Below are 19,433 nucleotides of genomic sequence, written 5' to 3'. Positions count from 1 at the left end.
GACCGGCCCCACGGCCGGCGGGCCGCGCGAGCCGAACCCCGCGGACGGAACCACCCTGCTCACCGCCAGGGACCTGGAGTTCACCCAGGAGTACATGGCCAAGCACCCCGGCGATGTGCCGACCAAGCAGGACCTGATGGACGCCGGCATGGGCAGCGGCCGGGCCCTGCGCATTCGGCGGTTCATCGAGCAGGAGGTCCAGAGCGGTACCGGGACCGCAACCAGGACCGGTACCACCCAGAAGCCCGGCCCGGCCGCCGGGCCCGGTACCGGCTCGCCGTCACGCTCCGGCACCGCCGATGCGACACCCACCACCCCCGGGACCGGTACCGACCCCGGGCCCGCCCCCGAGCACGGTCCCGGTACCGACGCCGGGCCCAGCGACGCCGGTACCGGAACCAGTGACACCGATACCGCCCAACCTGACCCCGCCGGTACCGGGCCCGAACTCGTCGGCGCCGGTACCGGCCACGCCGCCAACGAGTAGGCCCCGCGATGAACTGCCACTGCACCCCCGAGAAGACCTGCCAGTGCTCAGCCTGCTTCGCCATCCACGCCGCCGCCCACCGGCAGACCACCAGCCCACCCCCCGACCAGCCGGCGAAGAGACACCTCTTCGGCCCCCGCCGCTGACCTCCTCCAAGAAGGACCGCACGATGATCATCCCGATCTACCCCCTCGGACTCACCGGCCGCGACACCACCCCGTCGTACGGCGAACCCGGCACCCCCGAACGCCGCTACTACATCGCCCACCAAGTGGCCAAGCACCACAACCAGGCCATCGACGTCGCCCGCCGCGAAGCGGAGTGCTACGAGCGCTTCACCGCCGCCCGGGCGGCCGCCGACACAGCGTGGAACGCCCTGGCCGACCAGAAGACCACGAACTGGCCGGCGGCCCACCACCGGTGGGTCATCGCGGAGGAGGAACTGGCCGACGCCACGAAAGCCTGGACGTCCGCCGCCCGGGACTACGAGGAAGGCGTCGACCGGTCCCTCTACGGTGAAGAGGAGCACGCCTACTACGCGAAGATCGCCACGGAGACGGGCAATCCCATGCTGTTCGGCCCGCGCGAGAGCCCCGATGATGTGGTGTACGAGCTGAGCGAGCGCCGCTGCCGCCGGGAGCGGCTCGCCGCCAAGACCCTGACCGCCACCAGATAACCAGCACGCCCCGGCGGGCCCGCTGAACAGCGGGCCCCCGGGGCGTGTGTGGTCACGCGGCTTTCGGCCGCACCCGCACCCCGCCGCGTTCCAACGCCGCCCGCAACCGGCCCACACTGCACCCCAGCTCAGCCGCGACGACCCGCCCCGACCCGGCCGCCCGCACCATGCCGACCAGCACCCGGCCCGGCGGCAGCCGCCGGACCCCGTCCCGCTGCAACGCCGCCCGCACCCGCCCCGCCGAGCACCCCAGCTCAGCCGCCAGACGCCGCACCGACCCCGCCCGGTCGTACGCCAGCGCCAACTCCTCCCCCGCCGGGATCGGCCGCCGCCCGAACCCCAGCGCCCGCAGCTCCCGCCGCACATGCCCCTCGCTGAACCCCATCAGCAGCGCGATCGCCGGGGCCGTCCACCCCTGCCGGGCCAAACGGGCAGCGACCCGCCGGTCGAACCGCCGCTGCCCGGCCAACGCCTTCCCGCCCGCCCGCAGCGGCACCCCCGCCTCAGCGACTACGTTGCGGACCGTCTGCGCCGCCACCCCATGCCGGGCCCGCAGAACCGCCATCGGCTCCCCCGCCACGTAATCCGCCACGATCCGCTGCCGCACCTGTGAGGGGATGCGTTTCGCGCGGGACCCGCGCGGCCGCATCGTCACCCCTACGGCGACCAGCGCCTCATGGATCGCGGTGTGGGACCAGCCGAGCCGCTGCCCGATCTGCCGCACGGTCAGCTCGTCCTCGACGTACAGGCGTATGGCGGCGGCGACATCCAGAGCGCGCCGCGAGGGGGTCTCGTCCACGCGGCCACCATGGCGCACCCGCGCCTTAACGTCCCGGCGGCGGGACGCAACCGCCGGGCCCGGCTACCGTCCCCGCCCATGGCAACCCGCATCACGCCGGGCCTGACCCGGCAGATCACCGCGCTCGTCGCCCGCCGCGTCGACCAGGTCGCCGACGACGTCGCCCAGGCCGCCCGCGATAACGCCCCCGCCGCGAAGACGTGGGTGACCGACGCCGACGAACGAGTCCGCCCCTCCCACGCCGAAGCGCACGGCCAGCTCATCCCCGGCAACGTCGATTTCCGGCTGTCCGCGATGGAGTACGTCCGCAAAGGCCTCGGCCCGGACGGCAAAGCCGTCAACCGCGCCGGCGGGTGGAAGATCATTCCCGGCCGGTGGGATGTGGCCGACCGGCCGCGTGACGCCCGCCTGCCCACCCACCAGGCCGCGAACTGCCGATGCCAGGCCGTCGATCTGCCCGGCGCGGTCGCCGCCGGGATCCGCTCCACCCCGGCCCGGCCGGCGGGCACCACCATCACCGCGACCGTGTCCGCGTCGTTCACCCGCGTCGCCGAGTCTGAGCACGCCGAACGCGGCGGCGGATGGCTCGCCTCGGCCGCCCAGCAGGCCGCCGCCAAGCACCACGCCAGGCGACGTTAACCCCCCGCCCCGGCACCATGACCGGCGACCACACGACCCGCCGTGGAGGAGAAACCCTATGTCGTATGTGAAGCTCACCCTCGCCCACCCGCTGCGCACCGTCGACGCCATCGAGCTCGGCCTGGCCGAACGCGTCTACCCGCAGGGGGAGGAGCTGACTCTGCTGCGGCGCGACGCGATGCGGCTCGTCGGCGCCGGCTTCGTCCTCGGCGCCGAGCCGGGCAACCTGGAGAGCATCCAGGCGGCCCTGACGCCGGTCAAGCCCGAGCCCGCCGCGCAGCCCTCGGCCAAGCCGGCCATCGCCCAGGGCAAGAGCCGGAGCGAAAGCGCGGGGGAGTAGCGCAGGATGCGGTCCCTCGCGGACGCCGACCCGATCCCGGCCGCCCTGGACCTCCTGGCGGGCAGCACCCGACTGGCCGCCGAGCTGGGCGGGCCGGGCCGGGTCGGCGCTCAGCATGTCCCGCCGTACCCGCGGCTGCGGGTACGGCCGACGCCGGGCGGCAGCGACAACCTCCTCACCGGGGAGGCGCACGTCCTGGTGAAGCTCGAAGCGCTCGACTCGACCGATGCGCCCGTGGGGGAGTGGCAGCTACGCCAGATCCTGTACGTCGCCCTGGAGGAGTTGGCCACCCTTCCCGCGCTGCCGTACGACGACGGCCAGGTCGTCATCACCGACGTGGCATCGGCTTCCGGCGGCGGGCCGGTGCCGGAGGCGGACGGGCGGGGCCGCTACATCGCGACGGCCGCGATCCACTGCCACGCCTAACCACCGGACAGACTGCGGCGGTGTTGTTCCGCCCGTTTTAGGGTGTCGCCATTACCCCGGGCCGCAGAGACGGCTAACGTTTCGGACGCCCGCCCCTTCGGCCGTCAACCAAGAAGGGGCGGGCGGAAACATCCGAACGACCGGAAGGCTACCCGCTATGCCCGTCACAACCTTCGCCAACCACAAGGGTGGCGTGGGCAAATCCAACGAGGTCGAAGGAGTCGCCGCCGAGCTCGCGATGCGCGGCCGGCGCGTCCTCGCCGTCGATCTGGACCCCCAGGGCAACCTGTCGCGCCGCATGGGCTACCAGGAGCACGAGCTGGAGACGCGGCCCACGATCGCTGAGGCGGTCCGGGACCACACGCCCAAGGCGCTGCGCGCGTCGTTCCTGCCGTGCCAGTGGGAACAGGACTGGGCGGAGAACATCACCCTCGTCCCCTCTCGGATCGAGCTGGAGGAGCGCATCAGCGAGGCGGGAGTGCCCCTGTCGTGGCAGCGGCTCCACAAGTGCCTCGCGCCGCTCGCCGGCGACTTCGACGACGTGCTGATCGACACCCCGCCCACCATCGGCCACCTGCTGCACCTCGCACTCGTCGCCAGCGACTACGTGGTCGGGGCCACCACCCCCACCTATGACTCGGTCCGGGGGATCTACCGGCTGAAGAACTTCATCGAGAACGAGGATCAGCGGGCCGGCCTTGGGCTGCGGTGCCGCATGATCGGCGTCGTGATCAACATGAAGCGGGCCGGGGTCGCCAACCACGACCAGCGCACCGAAGCGCTCATCACGCGGTTCGGGGATCTGGTGTGGCCGCCGCATCTGCCGCTGCGCGCGTCGGTGGAGGATGCCAGCGAACGCGCCGAGCCGCCGCAGAACGCCGGGCCTGAGGTGCAGCAGATCTTCCGGGACCGCGTCGACCGCTACATGAAGGCGGTGGCATGAGCGGCAAGAGGCGGCCTCTGCCGGACGTCGAAGACGAGATCGTCCTGGAGCGCGGTGTCGGGCCGGGTGCCGTCGTTGAGAAGAGTGATGCGCCGACCGCGCCGACCGCGCCGACCGCGGCGGATACGGCGGGTGTGGAGATCGTGGGCCGGGTCGTCAAGAGCCCCGTCGCCCTCGACATCCCCACGGCCCCGCAGTTCGAGCTCGCCTCGCCCGATGCGAGCCGCGACGCGCAGCTCGTGCATTACGAGAACCTGATCGGCGGTGCGAAGGAAGCCGTCGAAACGGGTGCTCGCGCGCTCGACCGGTACTGGACCCTGACCGCTGGCCGGGCTCTGGTGGAGATCCGGGACGGCAAGCTGTACGAGCTGTACGGCTACACCTCGTTCATGGACTACGTGGCTCAGCGGTGGGGCATGGTGCGCCAGCACGCCTACAAGCTGATGCGGACGGTGCGCGTGCAGCAGGCCCTGCCGGAGGTCACGGTCGATTGGACCGTGCGGCAGGTGGACCTTCTGGGGTCCGTCGCCGAGCCGCACGACTCGGCTGGCGATGAGGCGGCGGGCGATAAGGCCATCCGGGAGGTGTGGGCGAAGGCTGAGGAGCTGGGCGACACCTCCGCGAAGGGGTTGGACGCCGCACGGAAAGCCGTGGGTGGTGAGGCCCCCAAGGCGCTGGAGGCGGTGAAGGAAAGGAAGCCGGTACTGCCGGTCTACCAGCGGGCGGTCAAGCCGTTCCAGGACTTCCGGCGGCTGCGGCAGGTGGCGATAGAGAATCCGGAGTACGCGGTAGAGCTGATCAAGACGCTGGAGGCTGCGCTGAACGAGTTGCGCGCCGAGAGCCCCACCCCCTGAAAGATGATCTTGTCTTACGTGTAAGACAAGATCATCTAGACCGGAGGGTGAAAAGGGGGGTCCACGCCACTGGCGCGGGCCCCCCTTCGCATCATTCGGCTAGGGACGCCTCCATGCGGACATAGTCGATGCTCGGATCGAAATCGCTCGGCCGGTGCGACGCCCGAACGACCGTCCACACCCGCCCCGCACCGCCCTGCTCGACCACCTGGTCGCCTGCGGCGACCGGCCACCACGACGCATCAACCGCCAGAACCCACCCACCCGGCCCGGTCTCCACATCCCCGTCGACGTCGGGGCGGCGCACGATCCGGCCCGGCATCCACTCGCCGGCCTCACCCAGCACCCCCGCGACGGGCGTGCCGTGCGCATCGACCCCCGCACGTCGGCGACGCACCCCCAAGGTGAGGGTCGCGCCGATCACAGCCACGCCGCGCCCGTCTCGATCGGATGCGGAGCCCGCCCAGGCGCCTGGTAGACGGTGTGCCGCACCCACCCGTCCAAGTCGGCGAGGGTCGGGGGAGCCCCCGCAACCCCCGACCCCGCCGCGACCTGAGTGGACTCGTACGTGACGCCCTGGCCCTCCACGTTGACCGACGCCTGCAAACGCACCCCCTTGGCCTGCACCAGGCGCCGCACGATCGGGTGCGCGGCCGCCGCCCAGGAGACGAACCGGGCCAGCACCGCGCCGTAACGCCGATCCGCCGCCGGATCGAGTCCGGCCCGGTAGACGAGCGTGTACGCGCCGGTCGCCTCCCCGGTGACCGGGTGCGTCTCCGCGGTGGCCGAGACGACCTCGATCAGCGGATCGTAGTTCAGCGACCAGCCGCCGCGGCCGTCCGGGACGACACCGCGCTCGGTGAACTGCTCCGGCAGGGGCGGCCGGTCGAGGTAAGCGGCGACTTCGGCGAGCGCGTCCTCGATGGCCATCTCGATCGCGGCGCGGTCACCGGGCTCCAGCCGCGTCGGCACGCCGGCGTGGACCGCGACCTTCTCCGGTGTCACCAGCTCCACCGACCCCACCCCTTCCTGGTTGATGCCGAAGGAGGCGGGAGGCGTCCGGGTCCCCACCGTCGAACGCCCCCCACCGTCCTCCGGCGGTTTTCCGCGCAACCCCCCAGCGCAGGTGCCCGCACGCGGCGAACGGGCGTGGTATCACCCCCCAGAGACACCACGCCGCGCCGCGGGACGAACCCGAGAAAGGGGGTTGCGCGAGCCTGCTACGCCTCGGCGGCGCGGATCACCGTCAGGTCCGCGGCGATCTTCTGAGCGTGGCTGCGGCTCATCGACACCCCTGCCTGTCGGTACAGCTGCTCACCCAGCTCGGTCGCGCCAGGCATGTGGAACAGCCGCACCAGCGGCCGCGCCACGATCACGTAGGAGAATTGCGGCCCCGGGTCGCGGAACAGCTCCTCGGGGCGGGCCTTCTCCGGCGGCTGCCCGGCCGGGTTGTCGCCCCACACCAGGTCCACGAACTCGCTGCCGGGCGCGGCCAGCATCCGCACCTGCGACTCCGGCTCCGGATCGGCGGGCAGCGGGGCGGGGGAGGCGGGAGGCTCCAGGGGAGCGGCCTGCGTCGGCTGCGCCGCCTCATCACCGGCCGGGCCGGGGCCCTGCTCAGCGGGTGCGGCCTGCTCGCTGCTGGCGCTTCGTGTCTTTCGGGTCGTCACCGCTGCCATCCTCCCGGCCGGGGTCTGCTCGACGTCGCCGCGCACTGAACCACATTCCGGCGTTTACGTCGCATCAGCCGTCGCAGCGACACGTCGGCGGCCGCCGCGGGGAACGTAGCTCTTGAGGTAGTAGCCGTTGACGATGTTCCACACGTACTGAGGTGTCGTCCCCACCTCGCGGGCGATCTCCGTCAACGTCTTGCCCTGCCTGTAGAACTGCTTGATCTGCGCGTGGTCGTAGCGGCGCCGCTGCCGCGGCGGTAGCCCGGCCTCGGCGACGACCTTGAGGATCGTGGCCGTGCTCGTGCGGGCCCGGGCGACGATCTGCGCGTGCGGGTGGCCGGCCTTCCACCCGGCGATGATCTGCCGCCGCTTGGCCGGGGTGATCCGGGAGGCGCGCGGCGCGGTGCCGGGCCGCATTTTCACGCCGGCGTCGCGCAGCAGCACGTGGACGCGGCTGCGGGAGTAGCCGGTGCGTTCGGCGATCTGCTGGAGCGTGTGCCCGGCCTCGTACAGGCGGGCAGCCCGATCCACGTTGAACGGCCTACGAACCCCACCCGCCACCGCGGCCGGGGTGGGGCGGTGAGTGGGGGAGTGGTGGCCCGCGGCGCGGGGGCGGCCGCGCTTGCGGAGCGTCACCCCAGCGTCGATCAGGATGCTCCGCATCGCCCCGTAGCTCACGCCACACTCAGCGGCCAGGAGACGCAGAGAGGTGCCCTGCTTGTAGAGGTCAACAACGCGGGCGAGGTCACCCGACGGGAGGGTCGTCGTCATGGCCCGGGAACGTAGCAACATCCGCCGCTAACGTCCTCGCCGCCGCTACCAGCGGAAACACAACCCCGCACCCCTCATAGCGCGAGAGGCACGGGGTCGCGTCGGGACGGTCAGGCGGCGGTGGTGGCGTGCCCGGCCTCGACCAGCGCCTCACCCAGGCCCGGCCCGCCGGCCGCCGGGGCGACGGTCGCCAGGTACCGGCCGTAGCGCTCCTTACGGTCATGGAAGGTCCGCACCAGGAAGCCGGGCCCATGCTGCTCCACCCAGGCGCGGGTGAACGCGGCCGCGTCCTCCCCTTCCGGGGTGCCGAGCTCGGGCGCGTACACCCCGACCAGGCGGGCCCGGATCTTGACCGTCACGCCGAAACCGACGTCGGCCAGCAGATCCAGGGTGTCGCCGTCGACGACCTTCGCCACCGTGGCGGCGTACACGTACAGGTCCGGACCCGCCGCCGCGGCCGCGGCGGCGGGCTTCACACGGCCGGTCACGCCGCCGAGTAGGTGGTGAAAGTGCCGTAAACGAATGACTCGGGACGGTCCACCGCCAGGCCGATCCGCTCGCTCGCCTTGATCGTCACGGTTCCCTCGATGAAGTTGTTGCCGTGCTCGGTCGAGGCTTGCACGACCACGGTCTCCCGGTCGAACAGCTTGGCGCCGTACCCCCACGCGCCGAGCAGGTACTTGCCCTGCGCCATGGCGGGAGTGTCGATCACCGACAGCCTCCACACGCGCTTCTCCGCGCCGATCGCCACGGACACCGCGACGCGGTAGGCGCCCTGCCCGTCTTCCTCCAGCTCGATGTCCTCGAAGTCGAGGGGGTGCATCACGACGCCGGACGGGTCGTAGTACGACAGGATCGCCCTGGTCAGGGCGCGGCGGACCTGCGCGGTCTTCTTGTCGGACGACTGACCGGTGTAGAGCTGGATACCCGGCGTCTGCGTGATACCGAGCAGGTTCTCCCCGACACCGTCGCCGAACAGAATCTGCTCGTCCTCCTTCAACTTCACCCCGTCGATGAGGTCCCGCTCCAGGATGCCCCTCAGCCTCGACTCATCGGCCAGGGTGTTCTTGTGGACCGTCTCGTAGTGCCCGATCTCACTCACGGGCCGGGTGTACGGCTCGAACTGGATCGAGCTACGGGGCGCGCGGCCCCAGGTGTCGGTCGGCCCACCGGTCGGCGCGGACGTGCCGTCCGCGGCGCGCCGCTCGGGGATCATGCCTGCGTTGTTGACGAACCCGGTCTGCCGGACACCGCTGATGATGTTGCTCGTGGTCGTCTCGGCGGGGAACAGGTCCCGCACCCGGTTGGGGCGGCGCTGCCGCTCGGAGATGCCGACGTTCTCCGCGGTCCCGAACGCCGGCGTGGTGTGCGTCCCACCGCTGAGCGTGAACAGGTCCTTCGCCTCGAAGCTGTAGAGGCCCTGGTTGATGGTGACGATGCCGCGTGGCTCCCGGAAGTCGCTCGCCCGCATCTGCTGGTAGGCGTCGGACTCGAAAAACGCCTGGCTGAGCGACTTGCGTTCCATGCCGTGGCCACCGGCGGCGGCCATGAGCCCAGCGACCGATGCCGAGCTGGGCTCACCCAGGTACGACATGATGCCCGCGGCCTTCTCCTCGGCGACGATGAGCGCCTGGATCTCGGTGGCGCGGTCCACGCTCTTGAGGTAGTCGGCGTGCTGGGCCTTCGACAGGACGAAATGGCCGCGGCCGGTCTCGTCCTTCATGCTGTTCTGGATGCGCGTGATGTTGTCGGCCTCGGCCTGCAGAGCGCTCTTGAGCTCCCTGATCCGCGCGTTCTCCTTGATGGCAGTCATCTGCCTTACCCCCCGGTTTGGCTGACATCGGTGTGCGTTCGTTGTGCGATCCGCGCCCGGTCAGCACCGGGACATCCCGTGATCAAGGCGGCAAGGTAGACCGAACCCGCGCTTACGTCGCATTCGATCGACGGGCGTATGTGGACGTTCCGGACCACCCCTTGTCCTGATCGTTCGGGGCGGCCAGAGTACGCATCATCAGGAATCGCAGGGGGCACCGCGCACCCGCTGCCCGCCACCCCTCGCAGGGGTAGGAAAGGACGGTGCATGCATGACCACCACCACGAGCGCCAGGCCGCGGCGCAACAGGATTGCCGCCGGCTTGAGCGCGCTCATTCTCGCCGCCAGCACGCTCATCGCGGCCGCAGCGACACCTGCGCACGCAGACGCCCCGCATACTTACTGCGGCCTCGAAGTGCTGGGGGCCATCGAGCATCGCTACGTGCAGATGGACGGCCCCACCGGCCAGCTCGGCTGCCCCCGCACCGAAGAACTCGTCAACCCGGATGGGGTGGGTCGCCGCCGCCAGTTCGAGAACGGCACGATCTACTGGCACCCCCAGACGGGTGCGTGGCCGGTGTGGGGGGACATCGGCGAAAGGTGGTGCCAGGAAGGGTGCGAGCGGGGATGGCTGGGATACCCGACGTCGGGTGAGTACCGGGTGGGCAACGAAGCTCATCAGAACTTCCGGTGCGGGACGATCTACTGGCGGGCGTGGCCGGAGCGGGGAACAACGATGACGCGGTTGTCCGAAAACCGCTGCATCTGACGATCGGTACACGCTATGGGCGCACTAAGGTGATCAAGCTCGGGGGTTGGAACGATCCGAACACGTGGAGGACCTTGTGCAACCGCACCGTCTCGCCGTACTGCCCGCAGCCGCCCTGCTCGCCGCCGCAGCCCTCACCACCCCCACCCCGGCCTCCGCCGCCGCGGCGGCCGTAGTGCAGGCTCCGAAGGTCCTGAAGTTCGGGCAGGCCACCCGCACCATGGGCAGCCACGGCCGACCCCTGCGCATCACCCCGGTCGGGGTCTACTACCACCAGCCGACCTGGAAATATGCGACCAAGCCCCGCAACGGGTATTTCGTGGCCATCGCCCTGCGGGTCACCGCCCTGTCCAAGCCGGAATCCATGCCGCCGCTCGCCGGCACCTCGCAGCTGCGCATCCGGCAAGGGGGCAGGGTGTTCACCTTCGCCTCCGGCCGGGCGTCGAGCACGCCGTGGGTGGGCCGTACCCCTGGGACGGAGGTGACCGCCCACCCCGGCTCACCTGAGGTGATCTACTACTCCTTCGACGTCTCCCAGAAGGGTGGCGTCCTGGAGTGGACCACGCCCACCGGGATGACCCGCTGGCAGATCCCCACCAGCAACGCCGGGAAGGCCACCCACGGCGCGCTCGTCGACGCCATCGCCGACTACGAAGGCCGATGAGGCGGGGGCCTGCCACAGGATGCGGCTCACCCGCTCGGCGTGGCCGTCGCCGCGAGGCCGCGACCGGCATGACCAGCCGCCCCGGGGCGACCGCACCGCAACCGGCTCCCACCCGGCGGCCCGCAGTGACGCCCCGCTCTCGTCCTTCCGGGTGTAGGTGATCATCCGCCGGTAGCCGAGCGCCCGCCCGGCCCGCCACGCCGCCCCGTACAGCAGACTGCACGCGTTGCGCGTGCCGTCCGTCGCTACCCGGGTCACCTCCAACGCCCACCCGGTGTCGTAGTGGCGGGCCACCGGCCGACCGACCACCGCCACCCCGACCAGCCGCCCGTCCCGCGCGGCGCCGATCGAGAACTTGTGACCGCGCGGGGCGCGGTGGCGGCGATGGTGCTCATCAACGAACGCGCACGCCTGCGCGAAGGTGATCGGTACCAGACGCAGCCCCATGTCAGCGTCCCAGGAACTCGAGGATTTCCCACCCGGCACGGACCTGCTCCGCGGTGAGAGGAACGGTCTTGATCTCGGTGGGCAGTGCGGACGGGGCGGTGGAGTCGGGCGTGATGGTCGGCTCGGGCGGCATCTCCGGCGGTTGGCGGCGGGTGGGGTCGTGCTCGTCGCCGTCCCAGGCTCCGGCGTCCTTCATGATCTCCCGCAGGATGTCGGCGGCCTGTTGGAGGCGTCGGAGATTGCGGTCGGACAGGACACGGCCGGCCTTGACCTGCCAGCCGGCCAGTCTCTTGACCGCCATCTCCTCCTCATCAGGTGTCTCCTCCGCCTCGACGTCCATGTCCGCGTCGGTGTCGGCCGGGCCGGTCGCGGCGGCCGCCGCGCCGGTTCCGGTGCTGGTGAGGGGGAAATCCTCGTGGTCGTCCTCGACGGCGAGCGTCAGCGCGTTGAATCCCACCGGAGTGAGGGAGACCGGGTCAGGTAGCGGCTCCCCAGGCTCCAGGTAGGCGAGCGTCACGTGCGGGGTGAACCCGTGGGTGGTCGAGTACCAGATGCCCGCCTCGTCCAACGCGGCCAGGAGTCGCTGCCGCAGCTCGACCAGGCCGGGCACATCCACCGGCACCCATATCGGTGTCCCCTCTTGCTCATCGTCGGGGAACGCGCCGATCCCACCGAGACGGCCCAGCAGGGCGCCGTACTCGGCGGCGACCTGCTCCACCACCACGGCGGCGTCGGCCAGGGCATCCTCTTCCACGCCCTCACCGAGGTAGGCCAGCGTCACATGCAGCTCACTCGGCGGGAGCCCGCCGTCGACGGCGAGGTCCTGGGCGACGTCGGTGGGCACGGTGAGCGACACCATCGCCCGCGGCCCGCCCTGTGTTTCCCCGGCCTCCCCGCCGGCGTCGGCGTCGGCGACGGGGTCGGTGGGGGGGTCGTCGGTGTAGCTCGCCAGCAGTTCGTCCCATGAATCGACGGCCGGGTCGGCCTTGCGTTCATGGCGGCCGGGCCAGCGGCCCGTCGTGTCATGGTGCCGCTCGGCGCAAAACCCTCGTGCCTGCTCAGCCATCATGTGCTCACCGGCCAGGGCGACGCACCGCTCGAACGCGCCCGGCGTCTCCCAGCCGATCCGCGCCGCCCCCTCACCCCGCACATACCAGTTCCGCAGCCGCCGAACCGCCTCCTCATCCTGGGGCGTGTCCACCACCCCCGGCATGCCCGACTTCACCGCGAGCGTCATGGTCTGCGACGCCGCACCGAACAGGACGGGGGAGAACTCATACCAGTCGAGGTCGTAGATGCGGCGCACACCCGTCTTGGGGTCCTTGCGGGCGCCGCCCGCGGGCACCGAGTAGCCGATCGACCATTCGCACTCGTTGCTTTCGGAGTAGAACACGACCCGCTCGTACGCCTCCCGCCCGTCCTTGGTTTTCAGGTTGAACAGGGCCCGCACGAACACCGCGCCCGCCTCGGCCGGCCACGGCTGCCCGTCCTTCGTCCGCGCCGGGAGACGGGGATCCCCGGGCATCCACTCCTCGACCAGTTCGGCCCGCGACACCCACGTCGTGGTGTCGTGGGCGAACACCCCCTTCGGTCGCCGCTGGGCCAGGGTGCGGGAGAACGCGCCCGGCATGATGATGTCGCCCACGTTGTCGAGCACGCCCGTGATGGCGACCAGGCACGTCACGGTCCCCTTCGGCGCGTCGGCCAGCACGCCCGGCGAGACCGCCACCGACTTGCGTTCCAGTCTCACCGTCATCCTGGAGCCCCCTCCCCGTGTCACATTCCCGGGGGAGAGTGCCAGGAGCGGGCGTTAACGTCGCTTGCCCCCAACTTCACAGCATGAGGTATAGGTAAAGCCGCTGAGATTCCTCGCTCTGAGCCAGCAGGTCAACGGAGTGGGAGGAGCAAGGTCCGTGGGTGCTTGTACTTCTGAGGCGGATCCGCTCTTACTGAGCGTTTCGAAAAGAAGTCGGCGGAACAGCGACATGGACCAGTTGAACCATCGCGCCGCAGGCTGACAACCGCTGAGAGACCTTCCTCGGCATCGGATGGTCGTCGGTCCCGTATGACAGTGTTCGGGGCATGCTGATCGTGATGAGCGGCTTACCTGGTGCCGGCAAAAGTTCCATCGCCCAGGCGCTGGGCCGGTTGCTTCCGGCCCCGGTGCTGTCGGTCGACCCGGTGGAGGCCGCGATGTGGCGAGCGGGAATCGACCGCGGCCAGCCGACCGGGCTGGCGGCCTACGTCGTGGTGGAGGCGCTGGCCTCCGACGTTCTCGCGCTCGGGCAGACGGTGATCGTCGATGCGGTGAACGATGCGCAGGAGGCACGACAGCAGTGGCGCGGCCTTGCCCGCCGCCGGAGTGCGGCGCTGCGCTACATCGAAGTGACCTGCTCCGATCATGCCCTGCACCGGCGACGGCTCGAAGGCCGCCGACGCGACATCGACGGTTTCACCGAGCCGACCTGGGCGTCAGTGGAGGCGCGACGCGCGAACTTCGGCACCTGGTGCGAGGACCGCCTCGTCCTCGACTCCACCGCTTCGCTGACCGGCAACGTGCAGATCGCCATCGCTCACCTGCGCGCTGCTCGCCGAGATCCCCTACCGAGCACCTCGGAATGACGTCTGGAGCCGGCGAAGGCAGATGATGCCGCATGCCCCGGCTCCAGCAGACCTTGACGGAGGTCGGCTCGGCGCTCGTAGCGGATACGCAGCCGCATGCTCATTCATCGGCGAACAGCACCGTCGCGCCCCGCCCCTGGACCAAGTGGCAGATCCAGGGGAACGTCACCCGCCTTCCCATTCGATAGCCGCCTCGTGCGACGCCCGGTAGACCAGCCGCTGCGACGACAGGTCCAGGCCGCGCAAAAGCCGCCTGGTAGCCGCCACCGACATGCTGATCCGGAATCAGGCGGTGATCACCAGCGCCCGCATCCACAACACGACCGCCATCCCCAGCACCTAACAGAGTGTGACAGCGCGTTCCATTGTTTTGAGCTCTTTTCCTAGCCCGGTGACAGCCGCCGTGGCCGACCAGGTGCCTTCTTGATCCGCAGCGCCTTGACGCCGCCCTCTTGCGCCTGGCGTTTCCACCGGAACACCGATTCACGGCCCACATCCAGTACCTCGGCCACCCGGTCCGGCGAGGCGCCCTGCTCCAGCAGCCGGATAGCGAAGACCTTCTCCTCAAACGTCGCCCTGCGACCTTTTCTCGCCATAGTCCCAGCATTCCCACACTGGAAGCTGATCTCCCACCATCACCGACAAGTAGCAAAATTTATGATCGGTTCGGTAAACTTGTTGAAGTCCAATAGTGGGAGCACTGCGTCAGCGTAACGTGGCGGCAAGGTGGGGTTCAGGTATCAGCGCTATGGAGGACAACATAGCCCCCTTGTGCGAAGACAACTCGATAACCATGCGCGCGTAGTGCAGTGACATCGTCGCGCTGCTCTTTGATGTTCTTGAACATCGGCTGTGGTGGGGCAACGTCGGCCACGACCCATGAGGCACGGCGGGGCATGGACCGCCAGATCACTATCTTGGCCCTACTGGAGAGGTTCGGCCCTACCTGGTTGGCTGCTTCCACCACCGCGCCATCGGGAACGACTGCGATCGCAGTAGCGGCAGCGCGTTCCCGTTCTCCGATGCGATGCCAGGCTGGATTGAAAAGATCGCATAGTGGAAAAACGCCGCCAGCGCAGCGGCGATTACTGCTACGGAGACGGCCCAGATGCGGCTGACGCACCATCGGCCGCTGGTCTCTGCTGCAGCTACAGACTGACGATCATAGGAATATCCGAGCATGCCTTGACCTGAAATGATCCGAGCCCTGGGAGTCCTGGTAGGCTTAGGTCTTTGCTCTCGCCGAACCTGGATTGCTTCAGTCAGCTCGCGGTGAAGCACCTAGTCTTTTTTACTTACCGTGATCATCAATCAACGTTTAGTAGCTCACAATAGCCATGAGTTTCTGAGGAGCCGAAGCCTAAGACCTTACTCTGCCGTCAACGCGACCGATGGCATGCGGCACTACAACTAGGCCGTTGGCGAACATGGAGATCTTGCAGTGAGAGGCGGTAGTCTTCACATAAAAGCGCTTCGTGGACTGGAGAGGATAGGACCCACAAAGCCCTGCCCTCCCGGCCAGAGGAACATTATTGTGTAGATGATCGAGATCAGTGAAGTTCACTGCGAAAACTTGTGGCTAATGGAGGTAGCTCATGACGGCTAGGTCTGAGAGCAAGCAAAAAAAGTCGTCCCGCAAGGGTGGCGTGCGCGATATCTTGTTCCTACTGCTTTGCAGCGTCGTGGTGGCAATACTGCTGCAGGTGTTCGTCTTCCGGTTGTTCTGGATCCCGTCGGAGTCCATGGAGAACACTTTGAAAGAAGGCGACGGCGTGGTCGTCAACAAGCTGTACGGTGCGGCTGAACGCGGTGACGTGGTGGTATTTAAGGGCTGGGATGGCCAGGACACCATCAAGCGAGTCATCGCGATCGGTGGTGACACCGTCAAATGCTGCGATGCCAAGAAGAGGGTCACCGTGAATGGTGTTCCACTTGACGAGAACAACTATCTCCACTCTGACGATTTTCCTTCGGGGGAGGAGTTTGAGAAGGTTGTTCCTAAGGGGCGACTGTGGGTCATGGGCGATCACCGCTCTGCCTCTCGGGACTCCCGCAGCCACGAGGAGCAGGAGGGAGAAGGAACAATCGCGGAGGACGCTGTAATCGGCCGTGCTGTGGTGATCTTCTGGCCCTTCTCCCGGATGGCCATGCTCTCAACACCAGACACGTTCACCCAGGCGTTCACCAAAGACAAATAACTTTGAGCTTCTAAGGCGATCTGCGTTCGGCGGAGGCTCTCGACTCTAGCCGCCGCTTTAGACCGTGAGCCTTTTTCATCTCGAATAGCGGTCAGCTTCGAAGGTCTGCAGCACGACGATGGCCTGGACGATCGCAGTGGCGCGGCGCGGGCAGCAGCGGAGCCGGTCCAGCACCTTCCACGCCTTGAGAGTCGCGGCGGCGCGTTCCCCGATCGCCCGGATGCAGGCGTGGGAGCGGTTGACCGCCTTCTGATGGCGCGATAGGCGCGGCCGGTACCGATGGCGCTTGAACAGGGTACGGATCACCCCGCCCGCACCCTGATACCCCCGATCGGCGAAGACCCGGATACCGGCATCAGTGAGGGCGTCGATCAAGCCGGTCCGCCGAGCCGCGTTCAGGTCATGCACCGCACCGGGCAGTGCGGGCGAGGCCCACACCAGCCGGCCAACCGGATCAGCGAGGAACTGGACGTTCACCCCGTGCCGATGATGCTTGCCGGAGTAGTACGGCGCATCGTCGGCCAGACGGTCGATCGGGATGAGCGTGCCGTCGAGGACGACATAGACCAGACGGGAGGCCTTCAACGCGGCGGTGTGCACATCGTCGGCCAAGGCAGCGACCAGGTCGACCGCCTCACGCACATAACGCCAGGCGGTGGCGGTGCCGATGGCGAAGCCGACGGCCAGACGGGCGTAGGTGTCGCCGCCCGCGCAGGTGGGCCAGGACCAGAAGAGCCTGCTGTCCGGGGCTGAGGCGGCGCCATTGGGACCGACGGTGGGCGCGGTGGGCGCGGATCAGCTTGGCCAGACGGGTAAGGGTGCGGTTGGACAGCGGAATCGCGGCAGGGTAAGACAGCAACGAGGCTCCTGGTCGGGGCATCGGATCTTGGTCGACTGCTGTCTTACCGGGAGCCTCCTCTCACCTCAACCCGGCCTTCTGCATCTGTGCTGACCAGCGCCGTCAGGTTGTGAGGATCTCAAGGTTGGCGGGAGTCGTCGCGATCGCCGGGCGAGGCCGGCCGCCGCCGTCAGTTGGCTCCTCCGGGTGCGGGCCAGGTGTCTTCCGCTACCCGTCTCTCCCACCGATGCACGTAGTGCCGGAACCCAGTCTCCGTCCGCGGCATGTCCAGCCACTCCTGGGCCGCGAGTCTGAACTCGCGCATGGCCAGGGCATCGGCATCGGCCCCGTGGTCGACGGGCCATCCGTCGAAGATGTCGTCGATTCCCATCCAGACGCGGTAGAGCCCGCCTACCCCCCACAGGTGCTCGAAGTACGGCCGCTCCGTACAGTTCCACGCTGCTTCGAGGACGAAGCCGCGTATCTGCTCCACATCCCCACTGACGAGGACACCCTGCATGAACGGATCAATCTTCGCGGCGAACCCAGCGAGCAACTCCAGATCCACAGACTCGAGATCGGTCATGACTCCAGCATCGCAAGAGGCGCTGAACTGCTTGCGGTCGACGTGGCCAGGGCCCTGATGATCGCTGGGCTCACCGGCTATGAGCTGCAATTTCAGGATGAAAAAGGCTCAGTGAGGGCGCATCCCAATTCGTCCCTGGCCGGTAAGTTGGATGCGCAAATCCGCGTTTCGCTGGTAGGGCATGATGAACAACCTGGTGCTGGGCCAGATCAACGTGGTGCAGGCGGCGTTGAGCCTGCTCTCACCCAGGCGTGCAGCGGGACGTGATCAGACCACGTGCTCCGGGCGTAATCGACGAAGCATTTCCGTACGCGGCCCTCGCCGGCGAACACGTAATCAATCTTCCGCTTGCGGGTCACGTAGGTCCAGCGCCGGCGCGGGTCGCATTCGTCGCGGCCCTTGTAGGCCGCGGCGGCGTCGCGCGGCACCAGGTTGAGGTCGCCACCGATCACACCCCGGCCGAGCTTGAACAGCTCGCGCAACTGGATGTGCCGGTAGGGCCTGCCCTTCTGCCTGTCGTCGTAGCTCGATCCCGACGAGAAGTGCGCGGTGCAGAACGTCCGGTCGGCCGTGCAGACGGCGTACCTGCGGGCTCCCCACGGCGGCGAGGTCAGCGCGTGCACGACGAGGCCGGTGTCCGTTCCGGCCACGGCCAGGGTGACGCTCAGCACCCCGCGTGGCCTGCCGTTTCTGTCGGGCAGGCACTGGTACGGAGAACCGTCCGAATACATCAGCCCCGCCGACCGGACGCTCCAATTCCGGCCGGTACGGCGTTCGAGCTCGTGTTCCAGGTCGGCGTCGGCACCCGTGCAGAACTCCTGAAGGAAGACCACGTCCGCCTCGGTCGCCAGCACTGCCACGTGCCAGGCCAGCTCGGCGTTCGAGCGGCGGAAGAGCGCGCACCCGGCGTTGGTGCCCGCACAGACGTTCCACGTCATCACGTGGAGGAGAGGTGGCTGTGCCTGTACGGACAGGTTCGGTAACAACAGTCCGGCGATCAGGAGCTGGCTGATCATCATCACCGAGATCCCTCCACACATGATCCGAGCCGTCAAAAGACCGCTCAACCGGCGCATACGGCAACCAGGAGCCTACTGGTCTTCATGGGGTCAGACCCGGGCGTACGAGCTGCCAAGAGCCTCTTCTCATGCCAACCCGTCCCGGTTCTCTCCTGCTGATCAGCCCGATCAGGTTGGAAAAGCCTCAGTGGTGCCCGCGAAGCCGCTTAGTCTAACGATGTCGGTGAAGCGGCTGCATCATACTTAAAAAGATCTGCCTATGCCTGCGTCGGCCTGGTATTCCCTGGTCATTCTCGAGCGCATTGATCTGACGGTCAACCGCAAGTGGGAGGGCCACCCGCGAGGGTTGCCCTCCCACCTCCGGTGCGACCATCTATAAGGGGTTCTACCTGGTCGAGCGGTGTTTCGACAAGCTTGCCAACCGTTATCTCGCAGGCGCCGTCAACGCATCTTTGATGCTACGGTTCCCCCAGCTCGAATGGTCAGAACCTCCCTAGCAGGTTTCGACCCGTGCGTAGGTTCCGATCGTCCAGCTGTAGTTGAAGCCATCGTGGCGGGGGAGGTAATAGCAGCCGGAGTCCGGACCATAGTCGATGACGACATTGACGCTCATGGGGGTGCTGCAGCTGTTGATCACCTGCACGATTTTGGACCCCACGAAGGTCCGGCTGATGCAGTCGGGCGCCGTACCGGCGAGCGTGCTGGTGTCGCTGGTGACGCTGGGATCGCTGGGCGAGGTGCTGGCAGAGGCAGCGGCTGGGACGGCTCCGATGCTCAGAGCGGCGGCGAGGGAAGCCAAAGCTATCATCTTTCGCATGTCTGACTGCCTTTCTTTGGGAGAATGCAGGTTCATCGGAGGCGCGTAGGCT

Annotated in this window: 22 protein-coding genes and 3 pseudogenes; 11 read left to right on the top strand and 14 right to left on the bottom strand. The window is 68.5% G+C overall.

Annotated features, from left to right (window positions below; all coding sequences use genetic code 11):
* Positions 1–487: pseudogene (locus HDA43_RS34210) on the top strand (hypothetical protein); the annotation flags it as partial.
* Positions 488–656: 169 nt separating this feature from the next.
* Positions 657–1,163, top strand: a complete 507-nt coding sequence (locus HDA43_RS34205) for a hypothetical protein (protein WP_179829226.1) — start codon at positions 657–659, stop codon at positions 1,161–1,163.
* A gap of 52 nt (positions 1,164–1,215) precedes the next feature.
* On the opposite strand, the gene HDA43_RS34200 is transcribed toward HDA43_RS34205, so the two are convergent.
* Positions 1,216–1,962 carry a hypothetical protein gene (locus HDA43_RS34200; RefSeq protein WP_179829224.1) on the bottom strand — a complete coding sequence of 249 codons (747 nt, stop codon included), beginning with the start codon at positions 1,960–1,962 and terminating at the stop codon, positions 1,216–1,218.
* Positions 1,963–2,040: 78 nt separating this feature from the next.
* Between HDA43_RS34200 and HDA43_RS34195 the strand changes: the two genes are divergently transcribed.
* The 5 genes from HDA43_RS34195 to HDA43_RS34175 all read left to right on the top strand — a co-directional run bounded on the left by HDA43_RS34195 (position 2,041) and on the right by HDA43_RS34175 (position 5,164).
* Entirely contained in the window at positions 2,041–2,601 is a 561-nt protein-coding gene (locus tag HDA43_RS34195) for a hypothetical protein (protein WP_179829221.1), read from the top strand.
* A 58-nt stretch (positions 2,602–2,659) separates the two neighbouring features.
* Positions 2,660–2,941, top strand: a complete 282-nt coding sequence (locus HDA43_RS34190) for a hypothetical protein (protein WP_179829220.1) — start codon at positions 2,660–2,662, stop codon at positions 2,939–2,941.
* A 6-nt stretch (positions 2,942–2,947) separates the two neighbouring features.
* Positions 2,948–3,367, top strand: coding sequence for a hypothetical protein (locus HDA43_RS34185; RefSeq protein WP_179829218.1), 420 nt, complete (start codon positions 2,948–2,950; stop codon positions 3,365–3,367).
* Positions 3,368–3,524: 157 nt separating this feature from the next.
* A complete protein-coding gene (locus HDA43_RS34180; RefSeq protein WP_179829216.1) occupies positions 3,525–4,310 on the top strand; it encodes a ParA family protein in 786 nt (261 codons plus the stop codon).
* Complete coding sequence (locus HDA43_RS34175) at positions 4,307–5,164, top strand: hypothetical protein (protein ID WP_179829214.1); 858 nt, start codon at positions 4,307–4,309, stop codon at positions 5,162–5,164. Before HDA43_RS34180 ends, HDA43_RS34175 begins: the two co-directional genes overlap by 4 nt.
* 91 nt (positions 5,165–5,255) lie before the next feature.
* Here the strand turns inward: HDA43_RS34175 and HDA43_RS34170 are convergent, their stop codons facing one another.
* From HDA43_RS34170 to HDA43_RS34145, 6 genes are all read right to left on the bottom strand, one after another.
* Entirely contained in the window at positions 5,256–5,594 is a 339-nt protein-coding gene (locus tag HDA43_RS34170) for a hypothetical protein (protein WP_179829212.1), read from the bottom strand.
* Entirely contained in the window at positions 5,585–6,235 is a 651-nt protein-coding gene (locus HDA43_RS34165; protein ID WP_179829210.1) for a hypothetical protein, read from the bottom strand. The genes HDA43_RS34170 and HDA43_RS34165 overlap by 10 nt, the downstream gene beginning before the upstream one ends.
* A gap of 149 nt (positions 6,236–6,384) precedes the next feature.
* Positions 6,385–6,834 (bottom strand): hypothetical protein, encoded by a 450-nt coding sequence (locus tag HDA43_RS34160; RefSeq protein ID WP_179829209.1) that lies wholly within the window; start codon positions 6,832–6,834, stop codon positions 6,385–6,387.
* Between the two features lie 63 nt (positions 6,835–6,897).
* A complete protein-coding gene (locus HDA43_RS34155) occupies positions 6,898–7,608 on the bottom strand; it encodes a helix-turn-helix domain-containing protein (protein WP_179829207.1) in 711 nt (236 codons plus the stop codon).
* Positions 7,609–7,718: 110 nt separating this feature from the next.
* Positions 7,719–8,096 (bottom strand): thermonuclease family protein, encoded by a 378-nt coding sequence (locus tag HDA43_RS36585; RefSeq protein WP_179829205.1) that lies wholly within the window; start codon positions 8,094–8,096, stop codon positions 7,719–7,721.
* Complete coding sequence (locus HDA43_RS34145; RefSeq protein WP_179829203.1) at positions 8,093–9,421, bottom strand: phage major capsid protein; 1,329 nt, start codon at positions 9,419–9,421, stop codon at positions 8,093–8,095. Before HDA43_RS34145 ends, HDA43_RS36585 begins: the two co-directional genes overlap by 4 nt.
* Before the next feature lie 271 nt (positions 9,422–9,692).
* On the opposite strand from HDA43_RS34145, the gene HDA43_RS34140 reads away from it, so the two are divergent.
* On the top strand, positions 9,693–10,190 hold the full coding sequence (locus HDA43_RS34140) for an LGFP repeat-containing protein (RefSeq protein ID WP_179829201.1): 498 nt from the start codon (positions 9,693–9,695) through the stop codon (positions 10,188–10,190).
* Positions 10,191–10,236: 46 nt separating this feature from the next.
* Entirely contained in the window at positions 10,237–10,854 is a 618-nt protein-coding gene (locus HDA43_RS34135; protein WP_376770535.1) for a hypothetical protein, read from the top strand.
* Positions 10,855–10,878: 24 nt separating this feature from the next.
* Here HDA43_RS34135 and HDA43_RS36820 read toward each other — a convergent pair.
* Positions 10,879–11,301 (bottom strand): annotated as a pseudogene (locus HDA43_RS36820) (XF1762 family protein); the annotation flags it as partial.
* A gap of 1 nt (position 11,302) precedes the next feature.
* Positions 11,303–13,057 (bottom strand): 2'-5' RNA ligase family protein, encoded by a 1,755-nt coding sequence (locus HDA43_RS34130; RefSeq protein ID WP_179829197.1) that lies wholly within the window; start codon positions 13,055–13,057, stop codon positions 11,303–11,305.
* A 326-nt stretch (positions 13,058–13,383) separates the two neighbouring features.
* Here HDA43_RS34130 and HDA43_RS34125 point away from each other — a divergent pair, with 326 nt between their 5' ends.
* Positions 13,384–13,923, top strand: coding sequence for a P-loop nucleotide/nucleoside kinase family protein (locus HDA43_RS34125; protein WP_179829195.1), 540 nt, complete (start codon positions 13,384–13,386; stop codon positions 13,921–13,923).
* Between the two features lie 383 nt (positions 13,924–14,306).
* Here HDA43_RS34125 and HDA43_RS34120 read toward each other — a convergent pair whose 3' ends face one another.
* Positions 14,307–14,519 carry a helix-turn-helix domain-containing protein gene (locus HDA43_RS34120; protein ID WP_179829193.1) on the bottom strand — a complete coding sequence of 71 codons (213 nt, stop codon included), beginning with the start codon at positions 14,517–14,519 and terminating at the stop codon, positions 14,307–14,309.
* 999 nt (positions 14,520–15,518) lie between these two features.
* Here HDA43_RS34120 and lepB point away from each other — a divergent pair.
* Entirely contained in the window at positions 15,519–16,121 is a 603-nt protein-coding gene (lepB, locus tag HDA43_RS34115; RefSeq protein WP_179829192.1) for a signal peptidase I, read from the top strand.
* 75 nt (positions 16,122–16,196) lie between these two features.
* On the opposite strand, the pseudogene HDA43_RS34110 reads toward lepB, so the two are convergent.
* The 4 genes and pseudogenes from HDA43_RS34110 to HDA43_RS34095 all read right to left on the bottom strand — a co-directional run bounded on the left by HDA43_RS34110 (position 16,197) and on the right by HDA43_RS34095 (position 19,417).
* Positions 16,197–16,980 (bottom strand): annotated as a pseudogene (locus tag HDA43_RS34110) (transposase family protein).
* A 169-nt stretch (positions 16,981–17,149) separates the two neighbouring features.
* Positions 17,150–17,545 (bottom strand): hypothetical protein, encoded by a 396-nt coding sequence (locus HDA43_RS34105; protein WP_179829190.1) that lies wholly within the window; start codon positions 17,543–17,545, stop codon positions 17,150–17,152.
* A gap of 209 nt (positions 17,546–17,754) precedes the next feature.
* Positions 17,755–18,564, bottom strand: a complete 810-nt coding sequence (locus HDA43_RS34100) for an endonuclease/exonuclease/phosphatase family protein (RefSeq protein ID WP_179829188.1) — start codon at positions 18,562–18,564, stop codon at positions 17,755–17,757.
* Between the two features lie 493 nt (positions 18,565–19,057).
* Positions 19,058–19,417, bottom strand: a complete 360-nt coding sequence (locus tag HDA43_RS34095) for an alpha-amylase inhibitor (protein ID WP_179829186.1) — start codon at positions 19,415–19,417, stop codon at positions 19,058–19,060.
* Between the last annotated feature and the right edge of the window lie 16 nt (positions 19,418–19,433).

The sequence above is a fragment of the Streptosporangium sandarakinum genome, assembly GCF_013409935.1.
Classification (GTDB): Bacteria; Actinomycetota; Actinomycetes; order Streptosporangiales; family Streptosporangiaceae; genus Streptosporangium; species Streptosporangium nondiastaticum.
The sequence above is the reverse complement of the archived record's forward strand: the minus strand, read 5'-3'. Positions and strand labels throughout refer to the sequence as shown.